The following is a 12,818-nucleotide window of genomic DNA, read 5'->3' on the forward strand; positions in this document are numbered from 1 at the left end:
GCTATCGGTTCATAGGGAACATATCCCAAAGCGCCAGCATTTTTAGGGCGCCAGCCGGTGCCCATCCAAAGATTTAACGGGGGTAGTCTCCGTTCAGTGCAAGAGGCCGCCGGTCGCCGGTCGCGACAAACGCCGCCCACCAGTAGGGATGGGCACGTTCGCCCCCTTGCAACAGATCCAACTGCACCCGCCGCAGCGCTTCGCTGCGGCCCCAGCCCGCCAATAGCTGCCGGTAATACGCGACCATCAGTTGCGCGGTGGCCGTGTCGCCGACTTGCCACAGACTGAACATTTGGCTTCTGGCCCCGGCGATGGACAGTGCGCGCCTCAGACCGTAGATCCCCTCGCCGCCGGCCACCTCTCCCAGCCCCGTGTCGCAGGCGGACAGCACTACCAGTTCGGTGCCCTCCAAGTCGAGGCCCATCGCCTCCAGCGCCGTGAGCACCCCGTCTTCGCCGCCGCTGGCGCGTTTGTTGAACCCGGCCAGGGCCAGCCCCGAGCGCAATAACGGGTTCTCGCCCACCCTACTGATGGGTTCGAGAAAAAAGCCGTGGGTGGCCACATGCAGCAGCAGCGGACCGTGGGCCTCCTTGAGGGCGTTCTCGGTAGCCGCAGCACCGGTGAGCGAGCGGGCGCCGGGCAACAGCGCCAGTAGGGCAGCGGCTTCTTTTGCACTACCCGGCAGCCCTTCCACACGCAACTCGGCCAGGTCTGCCGAGCGGAGGCTGGGGGCAGAACGGTGGGCGGCGTTCACAGCCGGGGGCCCGGCGTTGTCAAAGTCGGGGGCGGCAACGAGCAGCGGTCCCTGACGCGGCGGGACCGGTAGGTCGGAAAGCCGGATCAGATCGCGGCCGGAACTCAAGTAAACCAATTCAAAACGCTCCAGCAGGTAGCGGCCTTGCTCATCCACCAGCGCACCGAACGGCAGCAAGTTCAGCTGGGCGTCGGGGGCAATCCACAGGGTGTGCACATCCCCCAGCCGGGCGCGCAGCGGCTGCATCAGCAAGCTGTCCAGTTGGCGCGCCAGGGCACGCACGGCGACGACGGGGGTATCTGCGTTGGCCAGCAGAGCACGCAAATCCAGCACCATCCGGTCGATCACAGCGGCTTCCGCCAGTTCGACGGCCCAGACCGGGCCGTCGGAGGATAGCAGGAAGGCGGCGTAGTGCTCGGGGGCAAACCGGTCGGCTTTGCGGGTGGCTGCGGGATTGAGGGGCCGGTAGCGCACCAGTTCGACCAACACGGTGCCGGCGTGCAACTGCTGCTGCACCGCATCGACGGTAACCGGCCGGGACAGAGTGCCCAACTCGGCGCCACTGGCGGCCAGGTCGGTCTCCAGCTGCCGAGTTTGCCGCTCCAAGGCGTCCAGTCGCGCCTTGTACTGTTCCGGTGTGTCCTGCTGCAGCCCGCGGAAGACAAGGGTAGCCAGTGTGGAGCGAGTTTGGGCAAGCTGGTCGAGCAGGCCCTGCTGCCCGGGAGCGAGCCGAGCGCGCAGCTGAGCCAGACCGCCGGTCAACTCGTCGAGCACACGGCTCTTCCTCTGCAGCACGGCTCCCAGGGCCAGCCGGGCGGCTGCAGGCTCTGTGGGAGCGTAGCGCAGGTGGGCTGAGACACTCAAGTCAACGCCTTCGACAAGGGTGTCTAAGTAATCGCGCTTGCGCGCCTCGTCGCCTACGGCCAGGTTGAGACCCAGTAGGCGCTCCTGAACGTCCAGGCGCTCCTGCAGCAGACCAAGGGCCTCCGCTGGCCGCGCTTGCTTCAGCCGCAGGCTGGCGAATGTCTGGAGAATACTGACGATTATGGGGTGCTGCAGCCTGAAAGCCTTTTGGTGGATTGCAAGGGCTTGCTCAAGCAGCGGCTCCGCCTCCCGGTAGCGGCCCAAGCTGGTGTACAGCACAGCCAAACTGTGGAGCACTTGAGCCTCATCGGGGTGCTCCGGACCGAGGGTTTTGTGGTGGATGACCAGAGCGTGCTTGAGAAGCGGTTCCGCCTCCAGATATTTGCCCTGAGCGACGTGCAGTAAAGCCAGGTTGTTGAGGTTCGCTGCCACCTGGGGGTGATCAGGACCGAGGACTTTTTGGTGAATGGCCAGGGCCCGCTCGTACAGCGGCTCCGCCTCCCGGTAGCGGCCCTGATCGACGTACAGAAAAGCCAGGTTGTTGAGCTTCACTGCCACATCAGGGTGATCAGGACCGAGGACTTTTTGGTGAATGGCCAGGGCCCTCTCGTACAGCGGCTCCGCCTCCCGGTAGCGGCCCTGCTTTGTCTGCAAAATAGCCAGGTTGTTGAGGGTTTTGGCCACCTGGGGGTGATCAGGACCGAGGACTTTTTGGTGAATGGCCAGGGCCCGCTCGTACAGCGGCTCCGCCTCCCGGTAGCGGCCCTGATCGACGTACAGTAAAGCCAGGTTGTTGAGGGTTTTGGCCACCTCGGGGTGCTCAGGACCGAGGACTTTTTGGTGAATGGCCAGGATCCTCTCGTACAGCGGCTCCGCCTCCCGGTAGCGGCCCTGCTTTCTAAAGAGGGCAGCCAGGTTGATGAGGGTTTTTGCCACCTCGGGGTGCTCAGGACCGAAGACCTGTTCGCGGATGGCCAGGGCCCGCTCGTACAGCGGCTCTGCCTCCCGGTAGCGGCCCTGCTTTGCCTGCAAGGCAGCCAGGTTGTTGAGGCTTGCGGCCACACTGGGGTGCTTCGAGCCGAAGACTTTTTGGCGAATGGCCAGGGCCCGCTCATACAGAAGCTCCGATCGCCCGTAATCCCCCCGATCCGCAAGCAGGTTTCCGAGGTGGTTGAGGCTCGCGGCCACATCGGGATTTTCCGGTCCCAGCAGGCGCTCGCGAACCGCCATGGCCTGCTCAGCCGGTTCAAGCGCTTGCGCGTAGTCTCCCTGCTGCCACAACTGCAAGCTCCGTTGGTGCAACCGCTCGGCCTCCGCCAGATCTCCGGCTATCGGTGCCGCCGCGGACGCGGGAGCGATCAGGGGCCAGGCAGTAGATAGGCACAATCCCAGCGCCAACGCCAGATTGAAGACATGCACCCACCGACAGGCAAACAAATTGGACAAGTGTAGCTCTATTTCGCAAACAATGTGCGGTCTCATCATGGCATCCCAGTCCCCCGTCTATGCAAGTGTTGCCGTTATCACCGGGGAAATACAGCGTAATCTGTCGCCACCGAAAATCACGGTATCGATGAAAACACGCAACTTCAGATGAGTTCCGCGCAAAATAAGTATTACTGCTCTTCCGAGAGTGCAGCTGGGGTATCGACAAAAAAAGGACCGGGTTGCCCCGGTCCGCCAGCTACCATCACAAAACTGTGTTCATCGTAGGCAACGCTACCGGGGCTTGCGAGCGCCTTTGCCGTACAGCCGATTGCCCAGGGGCGCACAGGCGGGTGCGCCCAAGCGCAGGGGGCTATCGGGTGCGCAGGTGGGCTCTACCCTGTGCGCCCAAGCGCACCCGCCTGTACCGGGGACAACCCTGTGGTACCCCCCGTTTCAAAAGAACAATAGGAGCACAATCCCCCAGCAATCCAGACGACCGGAGTACGCCCGTGACCAGCCAACGCCTCAACCGCCTCCACGCCCTTCAAATTCTCGGTGCTGCCGTGGGCACCGCCGTTCCCCTTATCGCCTGCGCCACGATGGTGCACGCGGCGACCACCGGCCAGATGCCTGTCTTTGCCACCGGCATCCTGCCGCTGGTGCTCCTGGCGTGCACCTCGGTCCTGGGCTGCTGGCTGTGGACAGAGACCGCCGAGTTGCAGTAGCACCTCAGCCCATATCCCATCCCATAAAAAACCAGGCTCGAAGCCTGGTTTTTTATATCTGCAATGGCCCAAATTTGCTCAGGCGCGCACCTGTACGTCCCGGACGGCAAATCCTTTTTCGACCAGTTGGGGAGCGAGGGCAATCTGGTTCTCGACGCGATCGACGAACAGCACACCATCAAGGTGATCGATCTCATGCTGGATGCAGCGGGCGAGCAGGCCGGTCGCTTCGAGGGTGACCGGCCGACCGTTCAAGTCGCGGTAGGTAGCCACGACGCGCTCGGGACGGCGCACATCGGCGTAAATGCTGGGCACGCTCAGGCAGCCTTCTTGATCGACGGCCAGATCGCTGCTGAATTGCTTGATCAGCGGGTTGATGAGCACCAGCGGCGGCCGGGCGGCGTTCTCCGGGTCGATGTCGACGACGATCATCCGCTTGTTGACGCCTACCTGGGGGGCGGCAAGGCCGATACCGTCGGCGCTGTACATCGTCTGGAGCATCTGCTGGGCGAGCTTGCGCACTTCGTCGTTGATGCCCGAGATTTGTTTGCTGCCCTGGCGCAAGACCCGGTCCCCGAGGGTGTGAATCGCCAGGGGCGGCTTGGCCAGCTTTTGCTTGGGCACCTGCAGTTGGTTCGCCATAGATACGCCGAAAAGCTCGATAGGTCCATTATGGCACCCTTGATCTCCCGACGGCGGCTGGGATCGGCCTTCAGACCGCCAGTGCCTGAGCGCTCAGTACCCGGCTCCACTTCTGGGGATTTTCCAGCACCTGGCCGGTGCCGAGGGCGACGCAGGCCAGGGGCGATTCGGCGATGTGCACGCAGATGCCCGTCTCGGCGGCGAGCAGTTCGTCGAGGCCGCGCAGCAGCGCTCCGCCCCCGCACAGCACAATGCCGCGCCGGTAGATATCGGCCACCAGTTGGGGCGGGGTGAGTTCGAGGGTGCGCCGCACCGCATCGACAATCGTGCGGATCGGTTCGCGGATACACTCGCGCACCTCGCTCTCGTGCACGACATGGATGCGCGGCAGGCTGCTGAGCAGATCCTGGCCACACACCTCGATACTGCGATCTCCGCCGGACCCGGCGGCGGATCCGAGATCGATTTTGAGCTGTTCGGCGGTGTGCTCGCCGACGATCAGGTCGTAATGCTTGCGCAGGTACTGGGTGATGCACTCGTTCATCGCATCGCCCGCCACCCGCACCGACTGGGAGGCGACGCAGCCCTGGTGGCACAGAACCGCCACCTCGGTGGTACCGCCGCCGATATCGACGATCATCCCGCCTACCGGGGCGGTGACCGGCAGCCCGGCGCCGATGGCGGCAGCGAGCGGCTCGTCGATGAGGTGCACCGACCGCGCCCCGGCGTGGGTGGCCGTTTCGATTACCGCCCGCCGCTCGACCTCGGTCACCCCGCTGGGAATGCCCACCACCATGCGCGACACCGAGGAGGAGGTGCCCATTGCCTTGCGTACAAAGTGCTTGAGCATCACCGCCGCCGATTCAAAATCGGCGATCACCCCCTCGCGCAGAGGCCGCGAGAGCACCATGTTGGTCGGAGAGCGACCAATCAGTTGCGATGCCTCCTCGCCTGCGGCGATGAGCCGGTCTCCCCGGCATTCGAGGGCGACTACCGAAGGCTCCGCAAGCACAATTCCCTGACCGTTGCGGTAGATGAGCGTGTTTGCCGAACCGAGATCGATCCCAATTTCACAGGCCGAACGGTTAAAGAGTCTAAACATAACCCTGTCTGCCCCCTCGCACGCGCAACGATCCGAGGTGAGGTACGGGCTTATTCTATGCGCTCGGACGGCTGCCATAGAGCCCTTTCGTCGCAAATCTTGTGCTGTCTTCTCAGCGGCCCGCCGGCGAGCGATGTGCCAGCGAACATGCAGATTAAACGGCACATTGCTATCCCAGCTTTGGGGGAGAATTCACCCGCCATCGGCCGCGCCGCCGGACCGTTTGGGGGGTGCTTGCGTAGGCGGATAGAGTATCGAGCAAAGTGCTTGCGAGTCGCGTCGCTATGGATCCCCTTGCTTGTGTACTGGAGACACCGCGTTTGTTGCTGTCGGTGCCGGGCCCAGATTTTGCACCCCGATTCGCCGCCTTCTATCGGCACAATAGGGAGCATCTTGCTACCTGGGATCCACCCTATCCCCCGCAGTTCTACACCGAGGAGCACTGGCGCACAAAACTCGCAGACGAACAAGCAAACTATCTGGCCGGCACCCAGTTGCGCCTCGTGTTGCTCGCTCGCGCCGCCCCGGACGAACCGCTGGTCGGTTTTTGCAATTTTTCCCAGATTGTCAGAAAGGCCTTCCAGGCTTGCTATCTGGGTTACAGCCTCGACAAGCAGGCTGTGGGCCGAGGATTGATGAGCGAGGGACTTGCCGAGGCCATCGCCTACGTCTTCGGCACCCTCGGACTGCACCGGATCATGGCCAACTACCTGCCCACCAACGTGCGCAGCGGCCGGTTGCTGCGGCGCCTCGGTTTTGTGGTGGAAGGCTACGCCCGCAATTATCTGTTTATCGACGGCCAGTGGCGCGACCACATTCTCACTTCTCTCACCAACCCCGCACCGGCTGATCCTCAGCTGTAAGCCTCCCTCTTTGTCAACCGGCGCAGGGAGGACAGTAGAATTGAAGGAGTGTCGCAACACTGCTTCACCAATCTTGGGAGCCGGAATGGATTTCGGAGTCGGTTTTCTCACAAACAGCGTCATGCTGCCTATCCTGGACTTTCTGTACCGGATTGTCCCCAACTACGGCGTGGGTATCGTGCTGCTGACGCTGATCGTCAAGGGGCTGTTGTGGCCGCTGACGGCCGGCTCGATCCGCAGCATGCGCAAGATGCAGGTGGTGCAACCGGAGATGCAGCGGCGCACCAAAGAGATTCAAGAAAAATACAAAAACGAGCCTGAGCGCATGCAGCAGGAGATGGCCGGCCTCTACAAAGAGTACGGCAACCCGCTGGCGGGCTGTCTGCCGCTGGTGGTGCAGATGCCGATTTTGTTTGCGCTGTTTGCCACCTTGCGCGGATCGCCCTTTGCCGACACCGTGCACATGGCCACGGTCCAGGTGAAGCCCACCAGCGAGCTGACCCGCGTCGAGACCGAGGGCAAGTCCTGGGAATACACGATCTACCTCACCGACGGCATGCAGGAGCGGCAGAAGATCACCTTCAGCCCCAACTTCGCGCGGGTGCCGGTCGGCAAGGCGGTGCAGTTTAAAGTCGATCAGGTCAACGGCCAACCTTTCACCGCCCTGTCGCCCCGCTTTGAGATCGTCGGCGGCGCCGAGAAGGGCAAATTTCTGGCGAACGGCACCCTCGAAGCGCTCGCCCCCGGCGATGTGAACGTGCACGTCGTCGTACCGGGCATCGCCGCTGAAAAAGGCTTCTTGTTCGTCGAGAAACTGGGCCGCTCGGGTATCTCGGGCAAAGACGGCATCTACTGGGACAGCCTGCTGATGATCGTCCTGTTTGGCGTCTCGCTCTATTTTTCCCAAAATATGACAGCCAAACACAACCCGAGCATGACCGAACAGCAGAAGCAAATCAACAAAATCACGCCGTTTATCTTCTCAGGCATGTTCGTGTTCTTCCCCCTGCCCGCCGGCGTGCTATTGTACATTTTGCTGTCGAACCTCTTTCAGATCGTTCAGACCTATTTGCTCTACCGCGAGCCGCTGCCGGAGAACATCCAGCGCATTCTCGATCAGGCCAAGCGCAAAGAGGAGACCGACAAGCCCCTGCCCTTCGAGAACAAGCAGCGCCGCAACAAGAAAAAAGCATGATAGACACCCAGACCGACGACGCCCGCACCTGGCTGCAGTCTGCGCTGCAGCTGATGGGATTTCCCGACGGCGTCCAGGTGGCCGAAGCCCCGGACGACCCCGACGGCCAGCGCTGGCTGGAGATTCCCGAAGAAGCGCTCAGTCCCGCCCAAAAAGAACTGCTGCTCAACCGCGAAGGCGAAGTGCTCGATGCGCTGCAGTTTTTACTCAACACGACGATGCATCTGCAGACCGACAGCAACCAGCCCTATACCGTCGAACTGGCCGGCCATCGCCTCAAGCGGCAGCAGCAATTGGCCGAGATGGCCCGGGACGCTGCCGCCCAGGTGCGCTCCAGCGGTGAGGAGTTCGTCTTCGGAGCGCTGAGTGCCGCCGAGCGCCGCCAGATCCACATGCTTTTGCAGGACGAGCCGGATCTATCCACGTTTAGCCGCGGCAAAGAACCCGAACGCCGCCTGGTGGTGCGCCCGCGCACCGCGGACGCCGCCGAGGAGAGCCCAGATGCTGCGCTCGATTGAACTGCGCGCCCTCGCAGCGAGCCCGACGCGCAATCTGACCATCGTCATCGACGAGCCGATCGCGGCTCTGCCGAGCCTCACGCCCGTGCAGGGCGAACTGGCCGTCGTCCACCACGGCGATTTTCTGGAAGTCACCGGCCGCGCCCAGACGATCGTCACCCTCGCCTGCGACCGCTGCCTGCAGCATTTTAACCATCGCCTCGTGACCGACTTCGAAGAGGTGATCTGGCTGGAGGACGCGTCTGTGGAGGTGCCCCTCGAACTGGAGGTGCCCCCCGCCCACCTCGACGAGCTACTGCCGCGCGACGGTCGGCTCGACCCGGTCGATCTCATCTACCAGCATCTGTGCCTGGAGTTGCCCGTGCGCAACCTGTGCTCCGAGCAGTGCCAGGGGGTCAAGACCGCCCAACCCGAGGAGCAAAGCCTCGACCGGCGCTGGGCTGCTCTTGCCCGTCTGCGCGAAGAGTTGGGCTGATCCGCCTCCCCCCCGCTCTTCTGGTAAGGTGGATTCCAGAAAAATGGCGCCGGTGGGGATCACAACGCATGGAAACTCCAGAAGAGAAACTGGCAAGCCCGAACCTGGGCGATCGCCTCAGCGCGGTGGGTGCGCTGCGGGACATACCCGCTGAGCACTCGGTGGCGCTGTTGGTCAAAGCGGCCCAGGACGACAATGCCCGCGTGCGCTACGCCGCTGTGAGCCTGCTGGGCCAAAAAGAGGACCGCTCTGTCCTGGGCTTGCTGCGAACCTTGCTCACCTCGGACCCGGAATTTGACGTGCGCGCCGCCGCCGCCGCCGCCCTGGGCGATTTGCACGCCCAGGAAGCCTACGAAGATTTGGCCGCCGCCTTTGCCCAGGACAACGAGTGGCTGGTCAGATTCAGCATCCTGGCCGCCCTCGGCGAACTGGGCGACCGGCGGGCGGTGGACCTGCTGGTGACGGCCCTCAAGGGCGACCCGCTCATCCGCACCGTCGCTGCCGGAGCCCTCGGACAGTTGGGCGACCGGCGGGCGGTGGGCGAATTGGTGGCCTACATCGCCGACGAAGACTGGCAGCTGCGCTTTCGCATCGCCCAGGCTCTCGGCGAACTGGGCGGCGAAGAAGCGTGCTCTGCATTGCAAACTCTCGCCGCTGATCCCAACGATGCAGTCAGTTCCACGGCCCGTTCCGCCCTCGAACAGCTTGCGCAATAGCCTGGACTTGTCCAAAATCCGATCTGGAAGCTTTCCTTAAATCATCCCCGAGCGCGGGCAAATGGTATTCTGCGAAACATTAGTATCTGTCACAATGCGTAAGCATTTGTACTGGTTCTCCTTATACTCTGACACTCCCCCCAGGGGAGTTTTTTTCTTGATGGGCGGTTGCCGTCCCCGGTATCGCCGGGCCGGGCGTGCCACGATGGTTGGTTGTCCGTTGCCGGTGCGCGCGATGGCCAGTGTCGATCTGCTGCCCTACAACCTGTTCAGTCGCCATCTGCAGGAGCGCTTTGGCGAAAAAATCTTCAAAGTCACCCTCGATGCCGGTTTTGACTGTCCCAACCGCGACGGCACCCGGGCGCGCGGGGGCTGCACCTTCTGCGACGCCTCCGGTTCCTCAGCCCAGGTGAGCCCTCCCGCCACTCCTCTAGATGAGCAGTTGCGCCTCGGCATGGCAGGCTGGCAGCGCAAGTTCGGCGAGAAGGCCCGCAAATTCATCGCCTACTACCAGGCGTTCACCAACACCCATGCGCCGGTAGACCGGCTGCGCGAGGTCTACCGGGCCGGTATGGAGCACCCCGACTGCATAGGCATCGCCATCGGCACCCGCCCCGACTGCGTGGGGGAGCCGGTGCTCGAGTTGCTGGCCGAAATGGCCTCCCGCAAATACCTCTGGGTCGAGTACGGCCTGCAAAGCGCCCACGACCAGACCCTGGCACGCATCAACCGCGCCCACACCGTCGCCGAATTCGTCGATGCGGTGCGGCGCACCCGGGGGCGGGGCATCGAAGTCTGCGCCCACCTGATCCATGGCCTGCCCGGCGACACCCCGGCAATGATGCTCCAGTCGGTGGATTTGCTCGCTTCCCTCGGAGTCGAAGGCGTCAAGATCCACTCGCTGCACATCGTCAAAGGCTCGGTCATGGCAGGGCAGTACCTGCGCGGCGAGATCCCGCTGATGAGCCGGACCGAATATGTGCAGTGGGTGTGCGACTCGCTGGAGCGCCTGCCCTGGCAGATCAAAATCCATCGCCTCACGGGCGACGCCCTGCCGCACCTGCTCATCGCCCCGGAATGGTCGCGCCACAAACTCGCCGTGCTGGGCGCCATTCAGCAGGAGATGCGCAGGCGGGGCACCCGGCAAGGTTCCGGGGTGCGCTCTCTGACACCTGACACTTATTAAGGAGTATTGCGCCCATGCGGCCAGCCCCGGCCAAAGGCGTAGGATCATCGGGACGCTCAAGGAACCGAAGCTATGACCCTGGCACGCTATGTCTACACACCGGATCCGCAGGAGGGGACGCTGCTTACCCCGGTGAACAATTCCACGGCGATCCGCTGGTTCATCGACAATCTGCCCATCAACCGGGTGGGGATGGACGAGTTTACCCGCGGGTTGGAAATTGGCATGGCCCACGGTTACTGGCTCATCGGTCCTTTCGCGCTGCTCGGTCCTCTACGCAACACCGAACTGGGTCTGGTGGCCGGGCTGGTCTCGACCATCGGCCTGCTGCTCATCTCGACCATTGGGCTTTCGGGTTACGCCTCGCTGGTCGAAGACGTGCCGACCGAATTCGACCGCAAGGGCTGGAGCCGGCTTGCCGGCGGTTTTCTGGTGGGCGGTGTCGGGGGGGCCATCTTCGCCTTTGCGATTTTGCAGTTTTTCCCGCTGGTCTCAGCCATCGCCCGCATCCCCTAACCGGGAGCGGGTTGTGAGCGGGCTTTGCGCCTGCACTCTCGTCGGTGCCGCCCAGGTGCAGCAGCTCGAAGCGGCGCTGTTTGCCGCGGGGATGCCCGTCGAAGCTTTGATGGAAAAAGCGGGCCTGCGGCTGGCGGCAGCGATTGCCGCCGACTATCCGGCCGGGGGTTATCCGCGGGTGGGGGTGCTCGTGGGTCCCGGCCACAACGGCGGCGACGCCCTGGTGGTGGCGCGCGAACTGTGGCTGGTCGGGCGATCGGTGCAGGTCTTTTGCCCGAGACCGCCCATCAAACCCCTCGCCCGGGCGCACCTTGATTACTTTCAGTCGCTGGGGGGCAGGGTGCACACCGGTGCAGTCCCTGAGGAGCCGGGGGTGGATTTGTGGGTCGACGGCCTGTTCGGCTTTGGTCTGGAGCGGCCCGTCGCCGAACCCTACGCCGGGCTGATGGCGCAGGTGAATGCCTCGGGGGTGCCGGTGGCCGCCGTCGATCTGCCCTCGGGGCTTTCGAGCGAGACCGGTGAGGCTCTGGGCGGCCTCGCGGTGCGGGCGGCGCGCACCTACTGCCTGGGTCTGTGGAAGCGGGGGCTGTGGCAGGATGCGGCGCTCGATTGGCTCGGGGTGCCTGTGCGCCTCGAGATCGGATTTAGCGAAGCGCAGGTGCGCTCGGTTCTGGGGGAGGATCACCGCTCGGCCCGGCTGCTGTTGCCCGATGCGGCCCGCGCCGGGCTGCCGTTGGCGCGCCCGGCCACAGCCCACAAGTACAGCGTCGGCACGCTGCTCGCGGTGGCGGGATCGCGCCAGTACGGGGGCGCTGCAACGCTGGTGGCGCTGGGGGCCCGCTCGGGCGGTCCCGGCATGCTCTATCTGGCCCTGCCCGAATCACTGGCGGACCGGGTGGCGGCGCGGCTGCCGGAGGCGATTGTTCATCCCTGCCCGCAAGCCGAAAACGGCGCCCTCGCCGATTTGCCGGGGGTAGACCTCGAAAAGTTCGATGCGGTGGTCTGCGGCCCGGGATTGGGCAAAGCCGAGCAGGCCCTGGTGCTTCGCCTGGCGCGCGAAGCAGCGGGCGCCCTGGTGCTCGACGCCGACGGTCTCAATTTGATTGCAGGTCAACTGGAGGTGCTTGCGCAGCGCGCGGCCCCGACAGTACTCACCCCGCACCCGGGGGAATTCAAGCGGCTTTTTCCGGACATTGCCCTTGCCGATCGCCAGGGAGCCGCCCGCACCGCCGCCCTTCGCTCCCACGCCTGGATCGTGCTCAAGGGGGCGCGCACGGTGGTCGCTTCCCCAAGCGGCCAGGTGTGGGTCAATCCCGGCGGCTCCCCCGCCCTCGCCCGCGGCGGTTCGGGCGATGTGCTCGCCGGGCTTCTCGGTGCCCTGCTCGCCCAGTGCGAGAATCCAGAACCCGCCGTGCTCGGCGCCGTCTGGTGGCACGCGGCGGCGGGAGAGTGGCTTGCCGCCCGACACACCGTCCTGGGCGTCGATGCGGAGACCCTCGCGTTGGGATTGCTGCCGTTTCTGGCGGCGGACGGCCCTTAAGCCTGCTCTAAGGGGGCCATCGTCAGTCCCTCGCGCGACAGTTGCTCGTGGTAAAGCTCCGCCTGTTCGAGCGGGCCAACCCAGACAATCGCCCGCCCTTCGCTGTGCACCTGTTGGGTCAGCTTCCAGGCGCGATCGGGGTGCATGTGGGGGATGTACTTGACCAGGCAGTTGGCCACGTGCTGGAAAGTATTGAAGTCGTCGTTGAGGACGATGACCTTCCAGGGCTTGAGGGCCTTGACGCTGGTTTCCGGCTTGGTCGGAGTGACAGTGGCGCTCGACATCGCTCTTCGC

General features: G+C 64.1%; 13 protein-coding genes. 9 read left to right on the top strand and 4 right to left on the bottom strand.

Going from position 1 to position 12,818, the window contains the following annotated elements:
- Positions 1 to 73 precede the first annotated feature (73 nt).
- On the bottom strand, positions 74 to 3,037 hold the full coding sequence (locus GLL_RS11520; protein WP_164928965.1) for a CHAT domain-containing tetratricopeptide repeat protein: 2,964 nt from the start codon (positions 3,035 to 3,037) through the stop codon (positions 74 to 76).
- Positions 3,038 to 3,555: 518 nt separating this feature from the next.
- On the opposite strand from GLL_RS11520, the gene GLL_RS11525 reads away from it, so the two are divergent.
- Entirely contained in the window at positions 3,556 to 3,771 is a 216-nt protein-coding gene (locus GLL_RS11525) for a hypothetical protein (RefSeq protein WP_164928966.1), read from the top strand.
- A 78-nt stretch (positions 3,772 to 3,849) separates the two neighbouring features.
- Here GLL_RS11525 and def read toward each other — a convergent pair whose 3' ends face one another.
- Both def and GLL_RS11535 read right to left on the bottom strand, forming a co-directional pair.
- Positions 3,850 to 4,413 (bottom strand): peptide deformylase, encoded by a 564-nt coding sequence (def, locus tag GLL_RS11530; RefSeq protein WP_011142225.1) that lies wholly within the window; start codon positions 4,411 to 4,413, stop codon positions 3,850 to 3,852.
- 70 nt (positions 4,414 to 4,483) lie between these two features.
- Positions 4,484 to 5,515 carry a rod shape-determining protein gene (locus GLL_RS11535; protein ID WP_011142226.1) on the bottom strand — a complete coding sequence of 344 codons (1,032 nt, stop codon included), beginning with the start codon at positions 5,513 to 5,515 and terminating at the stop codon, positions 4,484 to 4,486.
- Positions 5,516 to 5,799: 284 nt separating this feature from the next.
- On the opposite strand from GLL_RS11535, the gene GLL_RS11540 reads away from it, so the two are divergent.
- From GLL_RS11540 to GLL_RS11575, 8 genes are all read left to right on the top strand, one after another.
- On the top strand, positions 5,800 to 6,378 hold the full coding sequence (locus GLL_RS11540) for a GNAT family N-acetyltransferase (RefSeq protein ID WP_164928967.1): 579 nt from the start codon (positions 5,800 to 5,802) through the stop codon (positions 6,376 to 6,378).
- An 85-nt stretch (positions 6,379 to 6,463) separates the two neighbouring features.
- Complete coding sequence (yidC, locus tag GLL_RS11545) at positions 6,464 to 7,573, top strand: membrane protein insertase YidC (RefSeq protein ID WP_011142228.1); 1,110 nt, start codon at positions 6,464 to 6,466, stop codon at positions 7,571 to 7,573.
- On the top strand, positions 7,570 to 8,091 hold the full coding sequence (locus GLL_RS11550) for a protein jag (RefSeq protein ID WP_011142229.1): 522 nt from the start codon (positions 7,570 to 7,572) through the stop codon (positions 8,089 to 8,091). Before yidC ends, GLL_RS11550 begins: the two co-directional genes overlap by 4 nt.
- Positions 8,075 to 8,566 carry a YceD family protein gene (locus GLL_RS11555; protein ID WP_011142230.1) on the top strand — a complete coding sequence of 164 codons (492 nt, stop codon included), beginning with the start codon at positions 8,075 to 8,077 and terminating at the stop codon, positions 8,564 to 8,566. Before GLL_RS11550 ends, GLL_RS11555 begins: the two co-directional genes overlap by 17 nt.
- Before the next feature lie 68 nt (positions 8,567 to 8,634).
- Positions 8,635 to 9,282 (top strand): HEAT repeat domain-containing protein, encoded by a 648-nt coding sequence (locus GLL_RS11560; protein ID WP_011142231.1) that lies wholly within the window; start codon positions 8,635 to 8,637, stop codon positions 9,280 to 9,282.
- A gap of 235 nt (positions 9,283 to 9,517) precedes the next feature.
- Positions 9,518 to 10,468: a TIGR01212 family radical SAM protein gene (locus GLL_RS11565; RefSeq protein WP_164928968.1), complete on the top strand. Its 951-nt coding sequence runs from the start codon at positions 9,518 to 9,520 to the stop codon at positions 10,466 to 10,468.
- A 72-nt stretch (positions 10,469 to 10,540) separates the two neighbouring features.
- Positions 10,541 to 10,984, top strand: coding sequence for a photosystem I reaction center subunit XI (locus GLL_RS11570; RefSeq protein WP_011142233.1), 444 nt, complete (start codon positions 10,541 to 10,543; stop codon positions 10,982 to 10,984).
- 13 nt (positions 10,985 to 10,997) lie between these two features.
- A complete protein-coding gene (locus GLL_RS11575) occupies positions 10,998 to 12,524 on the top strand; it encodes an NAD(P)H-hydrate dehydratase (RefSeq protein WP_011142234.1) in 1,527 nt (508 codons plus the stop codon).
- Here the strand turns inward: GLL_RS11575 and clpS are convergent.
- Positions 12,521 to 12,808, bottom strand: coding sequence for an ATP-dependent Clp protease adapter ClpS (gene clpS / locus GLL_RS11580; protein ID WP_011142235.1), 288 nt, complete (start codon positions 12,806 to 12,808; stop codon positions 12,521 to 12,523). The genes GLL_RS11575 and clpS overlap by 4 nt on opposite strands.
- Positions 12,809 to 12,818 lie beyond the last annotated feature (10 nt).

Source organism: Gloeobacter violaceus PCC 7421, from assembly GCF_000011385.1.
GTDB classification, from domain to species: domain Bacteria; phylum Cyanobacteriota; class Cyanobacteriia; order Gloeobacterales; family Gloeobacteraceae; genus Gloeobacter; species Gloeobacter violaceus.

What these genes read in the sequence shown, in the direction of transcription:
- GLL_RS11540 (WP_164928967.1), top strand. Translation starts at nt 5,800, where the DNA reads ATGGATCCCCTTGCTTGTGTACTGGAGACACCGCGTTTGTTGCTGTCG.
- GLL_RS11555 (WP_011142230.1), top strand. Translation starts at nt 8,075, where the DNA reads ATGCTGCGCTCGATTGAACTGCGCGCCCTCGCAGCGAGCCCGACGCGC.
- yidC (WP_011142228.1), top strand. Translation starts at nt 6,464, where the DNA reads ATGGATTTCGGAGTCGGTTTTCTCACAAACAGCGTCATGCTGCCTATC.
- def (WP_011142225.1), bottom strand. Translation starts at nt 4,413, where the DNA reads ATGGCGAACCAACTGCAGGTGCCCAAGCAAAAGCTGGCCAAGCCGCCC.
- GLL_RS11535 (WP_011142226.1), bottom strand. Translation starts at nt 5,515, where the DNA reads ATGTTTAGACTCTTTAACCGTTCGGCCTGTGAAATTGGGATCGATCTC.
- GLL_RS11570 (WP_011142233.1), top strand. Translation starts at nt 10,541, where the DNA reads ATGACCCTGGCACGCTATGTCTACACACCGGATCCGCAGGAGGGGACG.
- GLL_RS11565 (WP_164928968.1), top strand. Translation starts at nt 9,518, where the DNA reads ATGGCCAGTGTCGATCTGCTGCCCTACAACCTGTTCAGTCGCCATCTG.
- GLL_RS11550 (WP_011142229.1), top strand. Translation starts at nt 7,570, where the DNA reads ATGATAGACACCCAGACCGACGACGCCCGCACCTGGCTGCAGTCTGCG.
- GLL_RS11560 (WP_011142231.1), top strand. Translation starts at nt 8,635, where the DNA reads ATGGAAACTCCAGAAGAGAAACTGGCAAGCCCGAACCTGGGCGATCGC.
- clpS (WP_011142235.1), bottom strand. Translation starts at nt 12,808, where the DNA reads ATGTCGAGCGCCACTGTCACTCCGACCAAGCCGGAAACCAGCGTCAAG.